Annotated in this window: 22 protein-coding genes and 1 pseudogene; 11 read left to right on the top strand and 12 right to left on the bottom strand. The window is 70.9% G+C overall.

Features of this window, described 5'->3' with window-relative positions; all coding sequences use genetic code 11:
• A pseudogene (locus tag G472_RS35160) lies at positions 1–546 on the bottom strand (aminodeoxychorismate/anthranilate synthase component I); the annotation flags it as partial.
• A 186-nt stretch (positions 547–732) separates the two neighbouring features.
• Between G472_RS35160 and G472_RS38345 the strand changes: the two are divergent.
• Positions 733–927, top strand: coding sequence for a hypothetical protein (locus tag G472_RS38345; protein ID WP_084536867.1), 195 nt, complete (start codon positions 733–735; stop codon positions 925–927).
• A gap of 52 nt (positions 928–979) precedes the next feature.
• Here the strand turns inward: G472_RS38345 and G472_RS0123145 are convergent, their stop codons facing one another.
• The 7 genes from G472_RS0123145 to G472_RS40680 form a co-directional block, all read right to left on the bottom strand.
• On the bottom strand, positions 980–1,681 hold the full coding sequence (locus G472_RS0123145) for a response regulator (RefSeq protein ID WP_051341179.1): 702 nt from the start codon (positions 1,679–1,681) through the stop codon (positions 980–982).
• A 109-nt stretch (positions 1,682–1,790) separates the two neighbouring features.
• The gene (locus G472_RS0123150; protein WP_029010273.1) at positions 1,791–2,396 is read right to left on the bottom strand and encodes a hypothetical protein; all 606 of its coding nucleotides are present in this window, start codon (positions 2,394–2,396) and stop codon (positions 1,791–1,793) included.
• A 39-nt stretch (positions 2,397–2,435) separates the two neighbouring features.
• Complete coding sequence (locus G472_RS35165) at positions 2,436–3,239, bottom strand: ABC transporter permease (RefSeq protein WP_035693522.1); 804 nt, start codon at positions 3,237–3,239, stop codon at positions 2,436–2,438.
• Positions 3,236–4,018: an ABC transporter ATP-binding protein gene (locus tag G472_RS0123160; protein WP_051341180.1), complete on the bottom strand. Its 783-nt coding sequence runs from the start codon at positions 4,016–4,018 to the stop codon at positions 3,236–3,238. The genes G472_RS35165 and G472_RS0123160 overlap by 4 nt, the downstream gene beginning before the upstream one ends.
• 8 nt (positions 4,019–4,026) lie before the next feature.
• Complete coding sequence (locus G472_RS0123165; RefSeq protein WP_029010275.1) at positions 4,027–5,007, bottom strand: PQQ-dependent catabolism-associated beta-propeller protein; 981 nt, start codon at positions 5,005–5,007, stop codon at positions 4,027–4,029.
• Positions 5,008–5,044: 37 nt separating this feature from the next.
• A complete protein-coding gene (locus G472_RS0123170; protein WP_245593563.1) occupies positions 5,045–6,247 on the bottom strand; it encodes an ABC transporter substrate-binding protein in 1,203 nt (400 codons plus the stop codon).
• A 155-nt stretch (positions 6,248–6,402) separates the two neighbouring features.
• Complete coding sequence (locus G472_RS40680; RefSeq protein WP_051341182.1) at positions 6,403–7,659, bottom strand: methyl-accepting chemotaxis protein; 1,257 nt, start codon at positions 7,657–7,659, stop codon at positions 6,403–6,405.
• A 295-nt stretch (positions 7,660–7,954) separates the two neighbouring features.
• On the opposite strand from G472_RS40680, the gene G472_RS35175 reads away from it, so the two are divergent.
• Genes G472_RS35175 through G472_RS0123190 form a run of 3 tightly spaced genes read left to right on the top strand, consistent with a single transcriptional unit; the run spans position 7,955 to position 9,428 of the window.
• A complete protein-coding gene (locus G472_RS35175) occupies positions 7,955–8,401 on the top strand; it encodes a c-type cytochrome (protein ID WP_051341183.1) in 447 nt (148 codons plus the stop codon).
• Between the two features lie 44 nt (positions 8,402–8,445).
• Positions 8,446–8,895, top strand: coding sequence for a cupredoxin domain-containing protein (locus tag G472_RS0123185; RefSeq protein ID WP_029010277.1), 450 nt, complete (start codon positions 8,446–8,448; stop codon positions 8,893–8,895).
• On the top strand, positions 8,895–9,428 hold the full coding sequence (locus tag G472_RS0123190; RefSeq protein ID WP_029010278.1) for a DUF2380 domain-containing protein: 534 nt from the start codon (positions 8,895–8,897) through the stop codon (positions 9,426–9,428). Before G472_RS0123185 ends, G472_RS0123190 begins: the two co-directional genes overlap by 1 nt.
• Before the next feature lie 19 nt (positions 9,429–9,447).
• Here G472_RS0123190 and G472_RS0123195 read toward each other — a convergent pair whose 3' ends face one another.
• The 4 genes from G472_RS0123195 to G472_RS0123210 form a co-directional block, all read right to left on the bottom strand.
• Complete coding sequence (locus tag G472_RS0123195; RefSeq protein WP_029010279.1) at positions 9,448–9,993, bottom strand: rhodanese-like domain-containing protein; 546 nt, start codon at positions 9,991–9,993, stop codon at positions 9,448–9,450.
• A complete protein-coding gene (locus G472_RS0123200; RefSeq protein ID WP_029010280.1) occupies positions 9,990–10,817 on the bottom strand; it encodes a quinoprotein dehydrogenase-associated putative ABC transporter substrate-binding protein in 828 nt (275 codons plus the stop codon). Before G472_RS0123200 ends, G472_RS0123195 begins: the two co-directional genes overlap by 4 nt.
• Entirely contained in the window at positions 10,814–11,251 is a 438-nt protein-coding gene (locus G472_RS35180; protein WP_051341184.1) for a c-type cytochrome, read from the bottom strand. The genes G472_RS0123200 and G472_RS35180 overlap by 4 nt, the downstream gene beginning before the upstream one ends.
• 192 nt (positions 11,252–11,443) lie before the next feature.
• Positions 11,444–13,243 carry a methanol/ethanol family PQQ-dependent dehydrogenase gene (locus G472_RS0123210; protein WP_084536870.1) on the bottom strand — a complete coding sequence of 600 codons (1,800 nt, stop codon included), beginning with the start codon at positions 13,241–13,243 and terminating at the stop codon, positions 11,444–11,446.
• Between the two features lie 281 nt (positions 13,244–13,524).
• On the opposite strand from G472_RS0123210, the gene G472_RS0123215 reads away from it, so the two are divergent.
• From G472_RS0123215 to G472_RS0123245, 7 genes are all read left to right on the top strand, one after another.
• Entirely contained in the window at positions 13,525–14,469 is a 945-nt protein-coding gene (locus tag G472_RS0123215) for a quinoprotein relay system zinc metallohydrolase 2 (protein ID WP_035693524.1), read from the top strand.
• A gap of 25 nt (positions 14,470–14,494) precedes the next feature.
• On the top strand, positions 14,495–15,319 hold the full coding sequence (locus G472_RS0123220; RefSeq protein WP_084536874.1) for a quinoprotein dehydrogenase-associated SoxYZ-like carrier: 825 nt from the start codon (positions 14,495–14,497) through the stop codon (positions 15,317–15,319).
• A gap of 133 nt (positions 15,320–15,452) precedes the next feature.
• The gene (locus G472_RS0123225) at positions 15,453–15,731 is read left to right on the top strand and encodes a hypothetical protein (protein ID WP_029010284.1); all 279 of its coding nucleotides are present in this window, start codon (positions 15,453–15,455) and stop codon (positions 15,729–15,731) included.
• A 45-nt stretch (positions 15,732–15,776) separates the two neighbouring features.
• Positions 15,777–16,310, top strand: coding sequence for an SRPBCC family protein (locus G472_RS0123230; protein ID WP_029010285.1), 534 nt, complete (start codon positions 15,777–15,779; stop codon positions 16,308–16,310).
• Position 16,311: 1 nt separating this feature from the next.
• Positions 16,312–17,268 (top strand): YVTN family beta-propeller repeat protein, encoded by a 957-nt coding sequence (locus tag G472_RS0123235; protein WP_035693526.1) that lies wholly within the window; start codon positions 16,312–16,314, stop codon positions 17,266–17,268.
• 53 nt (positions 17,269–17,321) lie between these two features.
• Positions 17,322–19,157 carry a sensor histidine kinase gene (locus G472_RS35185; protein ID WP_084536871.1) on the top strand — a complete coding sequence of 612 codons (1,836 nt, stop codon included), beginning with the start codon at positions 17,322–17,324 and terminating at the stop codon, positions 19,155–19,157.
• Complete coding sequence (locus tag G472_RS0123245; protein ID WP_029010287.1) at positions 19,157–19,783, top strand: response regulator transcription factor; 627 nt, start codon at positions 19,157–19,159, stop codon at positions 19,781–19,783. The genes G472_RS35185 and G472_RS0123245 overlap by 1 nt, the downstream gene beginning before the upstream one ends.
• Positions 19,784–19,988 lie beyond the last annotated feature (205 nt).

Below are 19,988 nucleotides of genomic sequence, written 5' to 3' on the forward strand. Positions count from 1 at the left end.
GGCTTCCAGGCGGGCGGCCAGGCGGCGGGCCCGCGCCGCCGCCTCCGGCCGGGCCGCCGCGACCCACGCCCGCCCGCTGGCGTGGTCGAAGGCGGCGACGGCGTCGTAGAGGCCGAAGGCCAGTTCCGGCTCGCCGCCGGGGTTGGCGTGGCGCGACACCGGCAAATCCAACCGCCGCCCCGCCTCGTAACCGATGAAGCCGACCGCCCCGCCGACGAACGGCGCCGGCCCGCCGCCGATGGCACCGCCGGCCGGCGCCAGGGCCGCCAGGGCGCGTTCCAGCGCCGTGAAGGGATCGCCGGGGACCGGCACCCCGTCCACCAGGGTGGTGCCGTCCACCGCCTCCACCGTGCCCACCGGGTCGGCCACGATGTAGCTCCAGCGGCCGCGGGCGTCGCCGCGCGCCGCGCTGTCCAGCAGCATCGACCAGGGCTCGCCGGCCAGCGCGCGGAACGCCGCGGCCGGCTCGCCGCACGACAGGGGAAGGATCGGCAGGGGCCCCGGCACCGCCGGGAACGGCCGCACCCGCCGCGCCGCACCGGCCATCACCCCGCCTCCGGCGGCGCGCTCGTCTCCGGGGCCGTCCCATCGGGTGAACCGCGGTGCGCCATGCCACGCTCCCATACGATGCCGCGCCCGGCATAAAAAACGGTGGACCTGCGCCGTGTTTCCTGAGCCAAATGGGTCGAATGGTTGTTGGTATCTTGTCTTATCGACACAAAGGCAGAACCCATGATCGAACTCGTCTTCGTCGTCTGCATGGTGGCGTCCCCCGGCAACTGCCACAGTGAACGCCCATCGTTTGTTGCACCTTACCCGACGACCCAATCCTGCATGTTCGAAGGCCAGATGCTGGCGGCGGAGTGGCAGCAGACCCATCCCGGCTGGATCGTCCGCCGCTGGACCTGCGGGCCGCCGGAGACCTGATGCCACCGGCCGCCCCCCCCTGCCTGCGGCGGGGGAGGGCCGCGCGAGCCCGTCAGGACGCCGCGGCGCCGATGTCGCGCAGGGACAGCTTGCCCGCGTGGATGACCGCCTGGGTGCGGCTCTGCACGTTGAGCTTGCGCAGGATCGCCGAGACATGGGCCTTCACGGTGCTTTCCGTGACGTCCAGCACATAGGCGATCTGCTTGTTGGACTGGCCCTTGACCAGCATTTCCAGCACCAGCCGCTGCTGGCGCGACAGGCTGGCGACGCGTCCGGCGAAGCGTTCGTCCTCCTCGCTGCGGCGGCGGGTGGCCTTGGGCCGCGCGTCCGCCGGGGCGGGAACGAACACGCCGCCGGCCAGCACCGTGCGCAGGGCCTCGGCCATGGCGTCCATGGCCAGCGACTTGGGAATGAACCCGACGGCGCCGTAGGTGATGGCCTCGCGGACATTGTCCGGGTCCTCGCTGCCCGACACCACCACCACGGGCACCGTCGGCACCTCGTTGCGCAGCGACATCAGCCCGCAGAACCCGTTCATCGCGGGCATGTTGAGGTCGAGCAGGATGAGGTCCAGGTCGTCGGTGCCGGTGGCCACCTCGATCGCCTCGTCCAGATCGCACGCCTCGATCAGCTCGGCCTCGCCGAACACCTGCGCGACGACCTGGTGCAGGGCGCTGCGGAACAGCGGATGGTCGTCCGCCACCAGCACCCGGGCCTTGCCGGTCCGCGTCAGCGGCTTCTCTGCCTTCGCCATGGTCCCCACCGATGGTTCGTTTGTTCCGCAATCCTCAGCATGCTCTCCGGGGGCGACGGCGCACAACCCCCACCTTCGCACAATGGTGTGCCGGGGGCCGGCCGACGGCTCACGGCATGTGCGCCAGCACGGCGCGGGCCAGCACGCCCAGACGCTGTTCGTCCTGCACCGGTTCCTCGCACAGATAGGTCTGGGCGCGCCGCCGGCTGTCGAAGACCCGCTGCATCCAGTAGATCTGCTGGTCCATCTCGGCCAGCCGGGCGGGGTCCGGGTCCTTGACGGTGGCCAGCAGGCGGCCGCGTTCCCCCAGCGCGTCGCTGAGCTGGTCGGCCAGGGTGTTGAGCGTGCCCGCCTGCTTGCGGATGGCGGCGATGGCGGTGCTGCGGTGGGCGTTGATGCGCTCCAGCAGGCCGGCGAACAGTTGGGTCAGGCGCTCCTCGCGCTCCGCCGGATCGGCGATGGAGTCGGCGAAGCGGGTGACCGCCTCGTCGGGCCGGGCGTCGGGGTCCGCCAGCAGGGCGTCGACCAGGCGCGCCACCTCGGCGTCGGAGCGCCAGTCGACGTCCTCCACCGGCGGGCCGTCCCAGAACACCGAGGCGGAGACGGTGGGCACGAAGCGCTGCACGCACGGCCACAGCGGGTCGGCCGGGTCGGCGGCGTGCGCCGCCGGAGCGGCGAGCGCCAGGGGGACGAGGAGGGCGAGGAGCGGCAGCATGGATGTCATCCCGTTTTGTCCGTCAGGCCGTTTTGCCCGTCAGGCCGTTTGCTTGCCCCGGGTGAAGCCGCGCGCCGGGTCGTAACCGTAGAAGGCGGCGGCCAGGAACACCGCCGTCGCCGCGGCGACGGCGGCCAGGGCCGTGGTGTTGAAGTCCAGGTAGAGGGCGAAGCGGATCAGCTCCACCGCGTGGGTGAAGGGGTTGAGGGCGCAGATGTCGGCCAGCAGCGGGCTGGCGTCGCGCAGCCGCCACAGCGGGTAGAGCGCCGTGGAGGTGAAGAACAGCGGGAAGATGACGAAGTTCATCACCCCCGCGAAGTTCTCGAGCTGCTTGATCGCCGAGGACAGCAGCAGGCCCAGCGCCCCCAGCATCAGCCCCGACACCACCAGGGCCGGCAGCACCGCGAGGTAGCCGAGCGGCGGCATCTCGATCCCCCACGCCCACGCGATGGCGAGGAACACGTAGACCTGCACGATCGACACCGCCACCCCCGCCAGCAGGCGGCACAGCAGCAGGTACCAGCGCGGCAGCGGGCTGACCAGCAGGGTGCGCATGCTGCCCATCTCGCGGTCGTAGACCATCGACAGGGAACTCTGCATGCCGTTGAAAAGCTGGATCATCGCCACCAGCCCCGGGGTGATGTAGACCTCGTAAAGGATGTAGGTCTCGTAGGGCGGCGTGATCGACACGCCCAGCACCTGGCGGAATCCGGCGCCGAAGATGAACAGCCACAGCAGCGGGCGCACCAGCGCCGACAGGAAACGCTCGCGCTGGTGGACGAAGCGCAGCACCTCGCGCATCAGGATGCCGCAGAAGCAGCGCCAGTAGTGGACCGCGGTCATTCCGCCTCCCCGATCAGCGCCATGAAGGCGGCGCGCAGGTCGCCGCCGCCCCGGGCGGCCAGCGCCCCGGCAACCGTTCCGTCGAAGCACAGCCGCCCCCGGTGCAGCACCACCAGCCGGTCGCCGGGCGACGCCTCGTCGGTCAGGTGGGTGGCCCACAGCACCGCCAGCCCGTCGGTCGCGCACAGCGTGCGCACGTGCGCTTCGATGTCCTGGCGGCTGCGCACGTCCAGCCCCACCGTCGGCTCGTCCAGCAGCAGCAGGTCGGGGCGGTGCAGCAGGGCGCGGGCGATCTCGACCCGGCGGCGCTGGCCGCCGCTGAGCGCCCGCACCCGGTCGCGGGCGCGGTCGGCCAGGCCGTTGCGCTCCAGCTCCTCGGCGATGCGGGCGCGCGTCACGGCGCGGCCGAGGCCGTGCAGGGCGGCGTGGTACTCCAGATTCTGCCGCACCGTGAGGTCGAGGTCGAGGGTGGATTGCTGGAACACCACGCCGAGGCGCGCCAGCGTGGCGCCGGGCTGGCGCTCCAGGTCATGGCCGAGGATGCGGATGCGCCCCTGCGGTGCCGTGAAGAGCCGGGTCAGCAGCGAGAACAGCGTCGTCTTCCCCGCCCCGTTCAGGCCGAACAGGAGGGCGAAGCGGCCGCCGTCCAGGGTGAAGGACACGTCGTCCAGCGCCCGGCGCCGGCCGTAGGCATAGGACAGGCCGGCGACCTCCAGCGCCGCCGGCGCCGCCGCGGCGGCGTCGGTCCCCGTGCGCGCCGGCGCGGGGACGGAGGCCACCGCCGCACTCACGGCCGCACCACCACGCCCCAGGGCATGCGGCCCACCGGCACCGACTTGATCGCCCGCATCCGGTCGACGTCGATGACCGTGACGTCGTTGCTGACGCCGTTGGTGGTGAACAGCCGCTTCCCGTCGGGCGCCAGGGCCACGTTCCACACGCGCTGGCCGACCAGGACGTAGCGCGTCACCTCGTAGGTGGCCATGTCGATCACCGCCACGCGGTTGGCCGGCCCCAGGGCCACGAACGCCTGCTTGCCGTCGGCGGTCATCTCGATGCCCACGGGCTGGATGGCCTCGGGCTTGATGCCCTGGATGGCGAACTCGATGGTGTGGACGATCTCCCTGGTGTCGGAATCGATCACCGCCACGTCGCCGCCGATCTCCGCCGACACCCAGACATGGCGGCCGTCGGGCGTGAAGCGGGCGACGCGCGGGCGCGAGCCGACCACCACGTTGGCGACGATCTCGTGCGTCTTCGTGTCGATGAAGTGGGCCATGTTGGTGGTTTCCGACGTGTTCACCAGAATGGACCCGTCGGGGTTCAGGCCCATGCCCTCCGGCTCCACGCCGACCGGGATCTCGGCCAGCAGCTTGCCCGCCTGCACGTCGACGACGCTGACCATGTTGTCGTTCTCGTTGGCGATGTAGAGGTGGCGCCCGTCGGGGTGCAGCGCGAACAGCTCGGGGTCCGGTCCCGACGGCAGGATTCGCACGACGCTGTTCTTCTCCAGGTCCAGCACCTCGATGTGGTTGTCGTCGCTGGTGCAGATGTAGAGCAGCTTGTTGTCCGTGGACAGCGTGATGCCGCGCGGCCGCTGGCCGACGGGGATGGTCGCGGTGACCTCCAGCGTGGTGCCGTCGATCACGCTGATGGTGTTGTCCTTCTCGTTGGACGTGTAGATCGTGTACGCCTGCGCGGCGGCAATGGGCGCCGCAACGAGGACGGCGGCAACGGCGATGGCGGCGGTCAGTGCGGACGTGGTCATCGTCTCCTCGCGTCACTCGGGTGGGTGGGTGGCAGTATCAGCGCCCGGGCAGGCGGCAGCCGCTTTCGGGCCGGTCGTGGCCCAGGGTGTCCAGTTCGCTGTGCTCGTGCAGGAAGCCCGGCTGGGGCGACACCGACACCAGGATGCGCGGGCCGGCCAGCAGCACCGGCTGGCGGTACTGGCCGTCCCACGGCCGGATGGTGACGCCGACCCCCTTGAAGGCGGCGAGCGTGAACCGGGGATCGCGGATGTAGGCGGCGATGGCCGCGGGATCGGCGGAGCGGGCACGGGTCGCCGCCTCGCCGATGCTGCGCACCGCCATCCAGGCGCCGTAATCGCGCGGCGCCATGATGCGCCCGGCCAGCTTCTCGAAACGGTCCTGGAACTGGGTGGCGCCCCACTGCTCGTGCACCCGCGCCCAGGCGGTGGGCACCAGCCCGTGGGTGCCGGCGACCACCTGCGGCCGGAAGGTGCGGTAGGCGATGTACTCGCCGAACGCCTCGCCCTCGTCGGCGACGACCACCACGTCGTGGGCGGCCCCTTGGGTGAAGGCGGGGATCTCCGCCTGTTCGGTGGTGTGGCCGCTGTCGGACCGGCGGGAGCCGGCGGCGAACGCCCAGGTCTTCTCGTCGACGATCTTGGCGCCGAACCGCTTGGCGGCGCGGCGCAGGGCCTCGGCGTAGAGCGCGTCGTCGTCGCCGCGCCCCTGCACCAGGAACCAGTTCGTCCAGCGCTTGTACATGAGGTACTGCGCCAGCGCGTCGGCCAGCATGGCGCGGCTGGGCGCGGTGTGCAGCACGTTGGCGCGGCAGTCGGCGTTGCGCAACCGGTCGTCGGTGGCGCGGGCGTTGAACACCAGCGCGTCCCGCAGCTCCGGCAGGTCGGCGACGGCCAGCAGCCGGTCGGCCCTGAGGTCGGCGACGAAGAAACGGTGCCCTTCGCCGGCGAGCGCGCGCACCGCTTCCGCCGGATCGCCCTCGGGCAGGGTCACCTCCACCAGCTCGAACGACTGGCCCATGAAGCGGCCGGTCGTCTGGTTGTCGGCGACGGCCAGCCGCGCGCCCTGGACGCCGGGGTCCTCGATGACGGGGTCGAGGAGCGACAGGGGGATCACCGGCGGTTCATCATCGCGCAGGAAGACGACGGGGATGCGCGCCGGCTCTTTCCCGCCGGGCGCCGTCGCAGTCGCCGCCGCCGTTACGGCCGGTGCCCCGGCCACAAGCGCCAGGGCCAGGGCCAACGCCCCGACCGTCCGCCGCCGGACCGATCCCGGGTTCCGTCCCGGATATCGCATGATGCCTCCGTTCCCTGCGGTGCAAGAGGCAACCATCTTCCGGGGAAATGACAGATTGTTCAATGAGCTGATGGTTGAACTTTGGTCCAATGCCTCCGGCTCTACCGCGCCGCGGCGAGGGACGTCAGGAAACGGCCGACGTGGCCGTCCAGGTCACCCAGTTGCGCCGACAGGCTCGACGCCTCGCCCAGCACCCGCCGGGCGGCGGTGCCGGTGGCATCGGTGGCGCTGCGCATGGCGTCGGCGTCGCCGGTCATGGCGCGGGCGGCGGCCTGTGCCGCCTCGATGCTGCTGCCCATCGCGCGGGTGATGCGCGCCTGGTTCTCCACCGCGCCGCCGATGGCCCCCACCAGCCCGTCGATGCGGTCGATGGTCTGGACGATGGACTGGGTGACCCGCACCGTATCGGAGGTCACCGCCTGGATGGCGGCGATCTGGCCGGAGATATCCTCGGTCGCCTTGGCGGTCTGGGTGGCCAGGGTCTTCACCTCGCTGGCCACCACGGCGAAGCCCTTGCCGGCCTCGCCGGCCCGCGCCGCCTCGATGGTGGCGTTGAGCGCCAGCAGGTTGGTCTGGGCGGCGATGCTCTGGATCAGGGTAACCACCTCGCCGATCCGCTGGGCGGCGTCGGCCAACCCCTGCACGGTTTCCCGCGAGGCCCGCGCCTCCCCCACCGCGGCACCGGCGATGGAGGCGGACTCGCCGGCCATGGTGCCGATCTCCCCGGTCAGGCTGCCCAGGGACTGCACCGCCTGCGCGGCCGTGCGCACCTCCCCGTCGATGGCCGCCGCCGCCGCGCCGACGGTCGCGGCGAGGCGGATGGTGCGCTCGGCCGTTTCTTCCATCTCCGCCGCCGCGCTGCGCATCTGCGACGCGCCGCCGCCCAGCCCGTCGACCACCGCCTTGATGGTCGCCTCGAAGGTCTGCGCCGTGCGCACCCGCTCGGTCACCGGCTGCCAGGTCAGCATGGCGCCGCAATAGGTCTTCCGGGCATCGAAGACCGCAGCGACGCGCAGGTCAACGCACTCCGCCCCGATGGTCAGCCGCGTCTCGAAGGGCAGCCGTTCGGGCGCCGGCAGCACGGTGCGCAGGTCCGCCGCGGCGGCCGGGAACAGGTCGGCCACGTGCCGGCCGGTCACCCCCTCGGCATCCGTCGGAAATGCGGCGCCGATCCGGCCCACCAGCTCCCGCGTGGCGGCGTTGACGTAGGTGACGGCGAAGCCCCGGGTCGTATCGCACCACATCAGCGGGACCGGCACCACGTCAATCATCATCATCGCCGACTCGAACCAGGTCTGCAACTCGGCGTGCCGGCTCTCCAGCTCGGCGAAACGACGCTTCAACGTAAACGGGTTCATGACGGCTTCCTCCCCTACCGGTGTCCGGCGGACCGGCAGACCGGCCGCTGCCGCTCCGGAGTTCTTCCCCGGATGCTGATGACTGATGAGTATTCAGGTATTTTACAGGATGCCGGTGTTCTGCCTAGGGGTACAATTTAGGACTTTAGGCTAGGTTTGCCGCTATTGCACTGCAATATGCTTTGCGAAAATTGTTCGACGAAAGACCAATTGGCAAACGGCGCAAGCAATGCCGTAATCCAACCCGGCCGGGAACCAGCCGAAGGAACGAACGACAACGAGGGTCGAGGAGAGCATGAACCGCCGATTTGCGCCGATCGCCGCCGTCTGCCTGTCTGCCTGCCTATGGACCGCCCCGGCGTTCGCCGGCTCCTGCGAACTCACCGGTGCCGCTCAGGACGGGGCCAAGGCGGCCGGCTCCTGCAAGGGATGCCACGCCCTGGAAGCGGGCGCCAAACCGCGCGCCACCGGGCCCAACCTGCACGACGTGTTCGAACGCAAGGCCGGCGCCGACGAATCTTTCACCCGCTATTCCGCCGCCATGAAGGCCGCCGCCGAGGGCGGCGTGGTGTGGACGGCAACCGATCTGGCCGAGTACCTGGCCGATCCCAAAGCCTATCTGAACAAGAAGAACGGCAAGACCATGCCCCACGGCATGTTCTTCCAGGTCAAGGAACCCGAGAAGGTGCAACAGCTCGTCGCCTTCTTCGAGGCCATCAAGGGCAACACGGACTGCCCCTGAACGACAACCCCCTGAACGAACCACAACCAAAGGGAGGGAACACCATGTGGAAGGCACTCGCACTCGCCACCGCGCTGTCGCTCGCCATCGCCCCGGCCTATGCCGACGACGATGATGACGACGACAAGGCCACCGCCGCCGTCACGACCAGGGCCGAACAGCTCCCCGATCTGGTGCTCGGCAGCCCGACCGAGGACTTCATCGTGTCGCAGAAGGAATACACCCTGCGCCGCGGCCAGCCCTACCGCCTGAAGGTCACCGCCGCCGGCTTCAAGGAGTACATGTTCCGCGCCCCGGAGCTGTTCCGGGATTCCTGGGTGCGCCAGATCGTCATCGACAACCTGGAGGTCCACACCAACACCTTCTACGGGGTAGAGTTCGACCGCCAGGGCACCATCGAGATCTTCTTCACCCCGCAGCGCACGGGATTCTACGAATGGTTCGTGCCGGGCTTCGAGAAGCGCGGCATGACCGGCACCTTCCAGGTGAAATGATGCCCCGCCGGGCAGCGGCGCGCCTCGCCGGCGCGTTCGCGGCGGCGCTGGCCCTGTCGGCGTCGCTCCCGGCGTTCGGCGCGGACCCGGCACCGAAAACCCTCGCCGTCCTCGACATCGAGGTGGAAGGGGACATGAGCGACGCGGCGCGCCTCCCGGAATGGGAGGCGCGCGCCGATCTGTTGCGCCGGACCCTGAAGGCGGAGCTGGACGCCGCCGGCCTCTACCGCGTGCTCGACGACGCGCCGGCGGCCGACCTGCTGGCCGACCTGCGCACCCGCCGCGGCGTCCACGCCTGCGAGGCGTGCATCCTCGAGGTGGCGCAGCGCCTCGACAGCGACCGGGTGCTGTCCGCCCGGGTCTTCCGCATGAGCAACCTGGTTCTCACCCTGCACATCGACGTGCGCGACGGCGACACCGGCGCCGTGGTGGTGCGCAAGATCCTCGATTTCCGCGGCGACAACGACCACGCCTGGCTGAAGGCCGGCGCCTATTTCGTCCGCTGGCTCGGCGAGGAGCAGGGCCGGCGCTGAAGCGATCCGTCACCCTTCGTCAGCGCCCCGCCTGCGGCGGCACCGCCGGGGTGGCGGGGGCCACGGGGTGGCCGGCCGCGGTCCACTCCTCGGTGCCGCCAGGGTACCAGCGCACGTCGGGAAAGCCCCACTCCGCCAGGCGGCGGGCGGCGTTCCAGGACAGCCAGCAATCCTTCAGGCAATAGGCCACCACCGGCCGCCCGGACCGGCGCGCCGGCTCCAGGGCGTCCCGGAACCGCGCCTCCTGCACCGCCGACAGGGCGGGCAGGCCGAGGTCGGGAAGCCACAGGGTGCCGGGGATGTTGCGCCGTTCCTGCGGCATCCAGAGCGCGCCCTCGCGCAGGGTCGGCGGCCGCGGCGGGGTGGGCAGAACGTCCACCGGGATGGCGCCGCCCGCCAGCAGGCCGTGCAGAGCCGCCGTGTCCACCGTGGCGGCCCCCGGCGGCGGGGTCGTCCCCGTCTCCGCCCGGAAGTCGCGCACACGGTAGCCGGCGGCGTCGAACGGCGACTCCTGCGCCGCGGCGGGAAGGGCGAGCAGGACCAGCGCCAGCAGGACCGCGATCACTGCGGAACGGCGCCGATCTGCGCCCGCTCGTCCAGCATCGGCACGTCGTAGGATTCCAGAAGGGTGCGGATCTGCGGCGCCAGCTTCGCCAGCACGTCGTTCAGCGTGTGCTTCCAGTCGTCCTGCCCGTAGCGCACTCCCAGCGACACGCGGAAGTCCAGGCGCGTCGCATCCCCCTCCCCGGTCAGCGGCACCACGGTCATCGGAACCCCCTGGCGGGCGGCGAAATAGCCGCCGATCGGCCCCCAGGCCACGGCAACGTCGAGGGTGCCGTTGGCCACGTCCTCGATCATGGCGCGGCCGGGGTGGTCGTAGCGGGTGTCCACCAGCAGATGGTAGGGTCGCACCCCGTCGAAACGCTTCAGCGCCGCCAGCCGGTTGGCGGGCGGCGTGCCGGCGACGACGCCGATGCGCAGGCCGTCGAGCTGCGGGTCGGCCAGCGTGCGCGCGGTCAGGCCGGAATCGGCCCGGTACACCAGCGTGTAGACGGAGCGGTAATAGGCGTTGGTGTTCTGCACCATCTCCGACGTGGTGGTGATGCCCATGATGACGTCGCAGCGCAGGGCGGCCAGCGTGTTGCGCACGAAGCCGACGGTCTGCGGGTGCCAGTGGTAGCGCACCGGCACGCCCAGTTCGGCCGCCACCATCTCCGCCAGCTTGTTCTCGAAGCCCTGGCCGGCGGCATCGGAGAAGGGCAGGTTCGACGGATCGGCGCAGACCCGCAGCGCCTGGCGCTCGCGCACCTCCGGCGCCGCCGCACCGGCGCCGCCGGGCACGGCGGCCGCCAGGGCGAAGAGGACCAGCGCGGCGAGCCGCCCCCTCATTTCTGCGCCAGCCGTTCCGGACGGCCGCGCCCGAGGACGCCGTCGGACCGCGCCTTCAGATAGGCGTAGATGTCCTGGATGTGGTCCATGACGTTGGGGTCGTGGGCGAAGGCGGGCATGACGCTCTCGCTGCTGGCGGAAACGTTCTGGCGTCCGCCGGCGACGATGCCGATGAACTCCTCGAACTTCAGCACCTTCAGGGATTCCGCAAGGTTGGGCGCGAAGCTGCCGCCCAGCCCGTCGGGGCCGTGGCAGGTGTGACAGATGCTGTGATAACGGCGGAACCCGTTGTAGGTCCCCTGGTCGACCTTGCCGCCTTCGACCGTGTACGGCTTGTCGCCCTCCTGGGCGTGGGCCGCGGCAGGCAGGCCCGCCGACACCGCGCAGAAGAGGGCCGCCGCCGCGACGACCGGGATGCAAGGATGGCACTTCATGGACATGCTTCCTCGTGGATGGCTCAGGCCGCAGACGCCCCGGCCCCATGCGGGGGCCGGGGGTGATATGGCCGGAAAAGGATCGCGTCGATCCCTTTCCGGCCGCCAAACCCGGCAGATCGATGCCGCGGCATCGATCGAGAGGGGCATACCGACGGCATCAGCCCGATGCCGTCGGTATGAGAGGTGCGATCAGTCGACGGTGAAGACGGTCAGCACGCCGCCGAGCTGCGTGTAGTTGGCGAGCTGCTTGTAGGCACCCACCGCGCCGAGGCCGGCGGTGTCCTCGGTCAGGCCCGCCGCCATGCCGATGCCGGCCCAGCCGCCCAGACCCGAGAGCACGGCGATGTACTGCTTGCCCTTGTGGGTGTAGGTGTTGACGTTGCCGATGATGCCCGACGGGGTCTTGAAGCGGTACAGCTCCTTGCCCGTGGCGGCGTCGACGGCCTTCAGGTAGCCCTCCAGCGTGCCGTAGAACACGACGTCACCGGCCGTGGCGAGCGCGCCGCTCCACACCGAGAACGGCTCGGGGTTGGACCACACGATCTTGCCGGCCGAGGCGTCCCAGGCGATGAAGTTGCCGAGATGGTCGGCACCCTCCGGCGGGTACATGCTCAGCGTGGCGCCGACGTAGGGCTGACCGGCCACGTACGAGACCTGGAACGGCTCGTAGTCCATGCAGACGTGGTTGGTCGGCACGTAGAACAGCCCGGACTTGGGCGAGAACGACGCCGGCTGCTGGTCCTTGGTGCCGAGTGCCGCGGGGCAGATGCCCTTGGTGTTGACGTCCTCGCCGTTCTGGCTGGTGGAGTACTGCGCGACCACCTGCGGCCGGCCGGTCTGCATGTCCACATGGGTGGCCCAGTTCACCACCGGATCGTACTTCTCGGCGACCAGCAGGGCGCCGTTGGTGCGGTCCATGGTGTAGGCGAAGCCGTTGCGGTCGAAGTGGACCAGCGCCTTGGTGGCCTTGCCCTTCACGTCGATGTCCGCGAGGATCATCTCGTTGACGCCGTCGTAGTCCCACTCGTCGTGGGGCGTCATCTGGTAGACCCACTTGGCCATGCCGGTGTCGGCGTCGCGGGCGAAGATGGTCATGGACCAGCGGTTGTCACCGGGGCGCTGCACCGGGTTCCAGGTCGACGGGTTGCCGGTGCCGTAATATATCAGGTTCAGATCGGGATCGTAGGTGAACCAGCCCCAGGTGGTGCCGCCGCCGATCTTCCACTGATCGCCTTCCCAGGTGTTGGTGCCGCTGTCCTTGCCGACCGGCTGGCCCAGGTGCGTGGTCTTCTCCGGATCCATCAGGATGTCGGAGTCGGGGCCCATGGAGTAGCCGCGCCAGACCCGCTCGCCGGTCTTGATGTTGTAGGCGGTCAGATGGCCGCGCACGCCGAACTCGCCGCCGGACGTGCCGACGTAGACCTTGTCCTTGATCACCAGCGGGGCGGCCGTCAGCGTCTCGCCCTTGCCGGGATCGCCGTTGACCACCGACCAGACCTTCTTGCCGGTCTTGGCATCCAGCGCCACCAGGGTGGTGTCCGCCTGGCTGAGGAAGATCATCCCGTCACCGTACGCGACGCCGCGGTTGACGGTGTCGCAGCACATCACGGGGATGACGTTCGGGTCCTGCTTGGGCTCGTACTTCCAGATGATCCGCCCGTTGTCGTTCAGATCCAGCGCGTAGACGATGTTGGGGAACGGCGTGCTGAAATACATCACGTCGCCGATCACCAGCGGCCCGCCCTCGTGGCCGCGCAGCACGCCGGTCGAGAAGGTCCAGGCGACCTTCAGGTTCTTGACGTTGTCCTTGTTGATCTGGTCGAGCGGGCTGTAGCGGTGGCCGGAGTAGTTGCCGAGCGGCATGACCCACTGGTTGGGGTCGGTCTGGAGCTTCTTCAGCTCGTCATTGGCCGTCGCCTGCCCGGACGTCACCACCATGGCCATGCCGACAACGCCGGCTAGCAGTGACGCTTTCAGCTTTCCTGTCATCTGGTTTCCTCCCGCATGTTCATTCGGCGCTTGGATAACGAAGGGCGGACGGCGCGCATGCCGCTGTGGCACTCCCCCCGGAGGCGAACCCCGCAGACGAAGCGGTTCTTGCGGTGGCCAGGCGAGCAAGTTGCAAATGAGATGACGAATAGTGTCTCGCGCAGCCCTTCATTGCACCGGAAGCATACGGACCTTCGCCGTCGTTTCAAATTGTACCTTCGTCCAATGGTTTGGAGACCATGCATTGCGGTATATTAAGTAACATGAGAGGCATCTTGTCTATGGCCGCGGGCCGCCGCGCCGTGCTGCGGGGCGCCGCGGTCGTGGCGCCGGCCCTGCTCGCCTCCGCCGCCGTCCCGGCGGCCGGAGATCCGTTGCCGATGCGGCAACCGGCTCCCGGCCTCCACGTCCACATGGGCGTGCACGAGGAAAGCACCCCCGCCAACGCCGGGCTGATCGCCAACATCGGCTTCATCGTCGGCCGCGACGCGGTGGCGGTGATCGACACCGGCGGCTCCGCCGAGGCGGGCCGGCGCCTGCGCGCCGCGGTGCGGGCCGTCACCGACCGCCCCATCCGGTACGTCATCAACACCCACGTCCACCCCGACCATGTGTTCGGCAACGCCGCCTTCGTCGCCGACCGGCCGGCCTTCGTCGGCCACCGCGCCCTGCCCGCCGCCCTGGCGCAGCGGGCCCCCCATTACCGCGAGGCCCTGCGCCGCACCTTCGGTGACGCCATGGCGGAGGCCAGCGCGGCGGTGCCGCCGACACTTTTGGTGGAAGACAGCCTCGATCTGGACCTGGGCGACCGCCGGCTGACGCTGCGCGCCCACGCCACCGCCCACACCGACAACGACCTGACGGTGTTCGACCACGCCGGCGGCACCCTGTGGGCGTCCGACCTGTTGTTCGCGCAACGGATTCCCGCGGTGGACGGCAGCGTCACCGGCTGGCTGGCCGTGCTGGACGAACTGGCTGCCCTGCCGGCCCGGCGGGTGGTGCCCGGACACGGCCCGGTTTCGGAAGACTGGCCGGGCGCTCTGGCCGACCAGCGCCGTTACCTCACCGTCCTGGCGGATGAGGTGCGCGCGGTCATCCGGGCCGGCGGCACCCTCGAACGGGCGGTCGAGACGGTGGGCCGGGGCGAGGCCGGGCGCTGGGTGCTGTTCGACGACTACCACCGCCGCAACGTCACCGCCGCCTTCGTCGAGTTGGAATGGGAATGAAACATCCCGTCAGGAGGGCATGGTCATGAACCGCCGAAGCATCCTCATGGCACCGCTGATCGTTCCGCTGGTCACCCTGGCGGCTCCCGCGGTCCGCGCCGCCGGCGAGTCCGGCGACGGCGCCCGCTGGGCCGAGATCCGCCGGGAGCTGTTCGGCGACCGCCCGATCGAGCCGGCCGGCGACCGGCTGGTGCTGGAGGCGCCGGGGCGGGCCGAGGACGCCGCCGTGGTGCCCGTGTCCTTCACCGCCACCGCGCCGCGCCGCAGCCCCGACGGGGTGCGCAGCGTGCACCTGATCATCGACAACAACCCGGCGCCGCTGGCCGCCGTCTTCCGCTTCCCGCCGGACGGCGCCGATCCGGCGGTGGCCACGCGCATCCGCATCAACGAGTACACACCCCTGCGCGCGGTGGCCGAGACGGCGGACGGCCGCCTGATCATGGCGGAGCGGTTCGTCAAGGCGTCGGGCGGCTGCTCGGCCCCGGCCGGCAAGGACCAGGTGGCGGCGCTGGCCCGCCTGGGCCGCATGCGGCTGAACGGCGCCGACGCGGCGGCGCCGGGCCGGCCGGCGACGCTGCAGGTGCTGATCAGCCATCCGAACAACTCCGGCCTGCAGTTCGACCAGATCTCCCGGACCTACGTGCCGCCCCATTACCTCACCACCATCGCCATCGCCCACGCGGGCCGGCCGCTGCTCGCCGTCGACGCGGACATCTCGCTGAGCGAGGACCCCAGCATCCACTTCACCTTCGTGCCCGACGGGCCGGGGCCGCTGACGGTGCGCGCCGAGGACACCAAGGGCGGCGTCTTCGACGGCGCCTGGCCGGTCGCCGGCGCGCCGGGCGGCTGAGGCGTCTTGCACCAAAGTCGCGTTGCGCGGGCGTGTCCGGGGGACGCACACTCCCGTGCGACGAACGAAGTGCTTACCGCCGGCGGGGGCGTGCATGGACAGTGTTTCTCCCGATGACTCGCTCCGGCGACTGATGGACTCGCCGATCGGCGGCGCCAGGGACGTCGGCCTGCGCGAGATTCTTTTGCGGCATCTGGGATCGTGGGTGCGCGTCAACCTGTCGGACATGGGGGAATTGCGGCGCGCGGCGGTAGTCGCGGTGGGACGGGACTGTTTCACCGTGTACGACTCCGAACGCACCTTCGTCCTGTCCTTCACCGCGGTGATGGCCGTCTCGGAATCGGTGGACGCCGATGACGTGGTGGTCGTGATCAGCCCGCTGGCGGTGACGCACCGCTCGATCCGAGCCTGAACGAACGAACACGACACAAACGGACACGACAGAGGGGATGGAGGCATGAAGGGACTGGGTCTGCTCCTTGCGGCCGCACTGGTGGCGGCGGCGCCGGCCGCCGATGCACACGGCCCGACCCGCCAGAAGGTGACGCGGAGCGTGGCCATCGCGGCCCCGCCGGACAAGGTCTGGAGCCTGGTCGGCGATTTCGCCGCCATGGACCGCTGGCACCCGGCGGTGGAGAAGACGCAGGCCGAGGGCGGCAACACCCCCGGGGCGACCCGCGTCCTCGTCCTCAAGGGCGGCGGCGAGATCGCCGAGAAACTGGAACGCTACGAACCGGAGAAGCGGAGCTATTTCTACCGCATCACCGACGTGAACATCGACGTGCTGCCGGTCGCCAACTATTCCGCGTGGATCGAGGTGAAGCCGGGCGACGGCGGCGGCGCGCTGGTGGAATGGCGCGGCGCCTTCTACCGCGGCTACATGAACAACGACCCGCCGGAACAGTACAACGACGAGGCAGCGCGCACCGCCGTGACCGGCGTCTACGACGCCGGGCTGGCCAACCTGAAGGCTCTGGCGGAAGGGCAATAGGGTGCGCTCGGCGGCGGCGCTGCTGTTGCTGCTGCTGCTCGCTCCGGGGTGGACCGGCGGGGCGCAGGCCCAGCTCGCCTGGATCACCAACCAGGGGGCGGACACCGTCTCGGTGCTGGACACCGCGGCCGGCACGGTGGTCGCCACCCTGCCGGTCAGCGGCGCCCCCGCGGGGGTGGCGGTGGCGCCGGACGCAAGCGCGGTCTTCATCACCGGCCCCGCCGACCGCAGCGTGCAGCGCATCGACGCCGGCCGCCGCACCGTCGACGCCCGGCGCACCCTGGGCGACGGGCCGCTGGGCATCGACGCCGATCCCGACGGGCGGCGGCTCTACGTCGCGGACTGGTACGGCAACCGGCTGTTCGTCCTGGACACCGGCACGCTGGAGACGCTGGCGGAGATCCCCGTGGGGCGGGCCCCGTCGGGAGTCGCCGTGGCGCCGCGCCGCGGCCTGGTGCTGGTCGCCAACCGCGACGACGACAGCGTCTCGCTGGTGGACCCGGCGGCCGGCCGCGTCACCGCCACCGTTCCGGTCGGCCGCCACCCCTTCGGCATCGCCGTCGACCCCGACGAACGGCGCGCCTGGGTGGCCAATGTGGAAAGCGACGACGTCAGCGTCATCGACCTGGACGCGGCGCGGACGGTGGCCGCCGTGCCGGTGGGCTCCACCCCCTACGCGGTCGCCGTCACCCCCGACGGGGCGCTGGCCTTCGTCACCGACCAGCACGACGACACCGTGTCGGCCATCGACACGGCGGCCCTGCGCGTCGTCGCCACCATCCCCGTCGCCGGCTTTCCCGAGGGGATCGCCGCCCACCCCGACGGCACCCGCGTCTTCGTCGCCAACTGGTTCGGCAACGCCGTCAGCGTCATCGACACCGCCGGCCTGCGCGTCATCGCCGAGATCCCCACCGGCGACGGCAGCCGCGCCTTCGGCCGCTTCATCGCCGGCCGCTGACCGGTCCGACAAATTCCCCCGTCCCGTCCGGCGGCTGCGGTATAGTGCCGGTCATGCTGCGAACGCCGGGTTGCCTGCTTGCCGTCGCGGTCCGGACGGCGGCGGCCGCCGGATTGTGGACGGCGATCACCGTCGGTCTCTGCACGGCCGCGGCCGCCGCGGACACCGTGCGCGTCGGCGTGCTCGCCTACCAGGGATCGGAGCGGGCGGCGCGGGACTTCGAGCCGACGCTGGATCACCTGAACGCCACCATCCCCGGGGTGCGGTTCACCATGGTGCCGCTCGACCTGCCCGGCGTGGTGATGGCGGCGGCGGACCGCAGCGTCGATTTCATCATCACCAACCCCGGCAGCTACGTGACGCTGGAGGCGCGCTTCGCGGCGACGCGCATCGCCACGCTGGAGGCCGGCCCCCTCGGCACGCCCACGGCCGCCATCGGCTCCACGATCATCCGCCGCGCCGACACCCCCGCCATCGCCGCGCTGAAGGACCTGCGGGGGCGCACGGTGGCGGTGGTGTCGACGGAAGCCTTCGGCGGCTTCCAGATCGCCTGGCGGGAGATGCAGGAGGCGGGCGTGCGCCCCTTCGCGGACCTGCGCGACCTGCGCGCGGTGGGCTTCCCCATGGAAGGGGTGGTCGACGCCGTGCGCTCCGGCACGGCGGACGCCGGCATCCTGCGCGCCTGCCTGCTGGAAGAGCTGGAGCAGCAGGGGCGCGTCGCCCCCGGGGAGTTCGCGGTGGTGGCTGCCCGCCCGCACATCGACATGCCCTGCCGGGTGTCGTCGCGGCTCTATCCCGACTGGCCCTTCGCCCGCCTGCCCCACACCCCCCGCGACCTGGCGCGGCGGGTGGCCGCGGCCCTGCTGCTGATGCCCCCGGCGGCGGGCAAGTCGTGGACGGCGCCGCTGGACTACACGCCGGTGCACGAGCTGTTCCGCACCCTGCGCATCGGCCCCTACCCGCGCACAGCGCCGTCGCTGGAGGAGCTGGCCCGCGACCACTGGCAATGGCTGGCCGTGGCGGCGGCGGCGGCGGTCTGGTGGGTCGTCCACGCCGCCCGCGTGGAGGTGCTGGTGCGCCGGCGCACCCGCGAGCTGGAGCACCAGATCGCCGAGCGCGAGCGGGCCGAGGCCACCGCCCGGCGCCTGCAGCGGGAGCGCGACCAGCTCTCCCGCCTGGGCATCGTCGGCGAGATGGCCAGCACCATCGCCCATGAACTCAATCAGCCGCTCGGCGCCATCACCAACTTCGCCAACGGCATGAACCGCATCCTGGAGTCCGGGCAACCGGACATGGCCATGCTGCGCCACGGGGTGCAGGCGGTGACCCAGCAGGCGGAGCGGGCCACCGCCATCATCCGGCGCACCCGCGGCTTCGTCCGCCGCCGCGACGCCCGGCGCTCCGTCATCGACGTCAACGTCGCGGTGATCGAGGCCCTGACCCTGTTCGGCGCGCCGGAGACACCCTCGGCCGTCCGCATCCACACGGAGTTCGCCATCGGCCTGCCGTCGGTGCGGGCCGACCGGATCGAGGTGCAGCAGGTGTTGCTGAACCTGGTGCAGAACGCCATCGACGCCACGCGGGAGGTGGGCGGCGGCGCCATCTCCGTGCGCACCGACACGGTCGACGGCATGGTCCGTGTCGCCGTGTGCGACTGCGGTCCGGGCATCGACGCGGCGGCGGCGTCACGCCTGTTCGAGCCGTTCTACACCACAAAGCCGGACGGCCTGGGGCTGGGCCTGTCGATCTGCCGCACCATCGTCGAACGGCACGGCGGCCGCATCGTGGCGACCGGCAACCCGCAGGGCGGGCTGACCGTGGCGTTCACCCTGCCCCCGGCGGAGGAGACCGGCCCCGAGGAGACGAACGACCTGGAAGAGGTGCGGTGATGGAAGAAGCCCCGCTCGTACTGGTGGTGGATGACGACGAGGGCATGCGCACCTCCGTCGCCTTCCTGCTGGCGTCCGTCGGCATTGCCTGCGAAACCTGTGCGTCGGCCGAAGACCTCCTGCGCTCCCCCCGCCTGCGGCCGCCGCTGCGGCCGGGCTGCATCCTGCTGGACGTCCGCATGCCCGGCATGAGCGGCATCGAGCTGCTGCGCCACCTCAAGCAGCGCGGGTGCAAGCGGCCGGTCATCATGATCACCGGCCACGGCGACGTCCCGCTCGCCGTCTCGGCGCTGAAGGCCGGGGCGGAGGACTTCATCGAGAAGCCATTCAAGGACCAGGAGCTGCTGGACGCGATCAACGCCGCCATCCGCCGGAGCCGCAGCATCCTGGAGCACAGCGCCGAACGCGAAGCGGTCGAGGCCCGCCTGGCCCGCCTGAGCCGGCGCGAGCGGGAGGTCCTGGCGCTGGTCCTCGACGGCAAGCAGAACAAGGAGATCGCCGCGGCGTTGGCGATCTCCATCAAGACCGTCGAAGGCCACCGCCAGATGGCCATGGAGAAGATGGGCGCCAGGTCGCTGGCCGAACTGGTGCGCATGATGGTGACCCCGGCGGCGGCACCTCATTGATGCCGGCCCGACAGGGCCGAAGCCTGCGTGGCGTGTGAACGCAACGGTCAGGACGGTCCCGACCGCGCAGGATCGTCGCCCGGCCGTTCGTGCCCGGTGCTCCCGACCGTATCCGCGCCTGCGACCTTCGGGACCGGCGGGTTCTTGCCGCCGTCGGGCAAGGAGAACCGCGCCGCCCCGGCTCCAAGAATCAACACTCGATGTG

The organism is Azospirillum halopraeferens DSM 3675, assembly GCF_000429625.1.
In the GTDB taxonomy this organism is placed as follows: Bacteria; Pseudomonadota; Alphaproteobacteria; order Azospirillales; family Azospirillaceae; genus Azospirillum; species Azospirillum halopraeferens.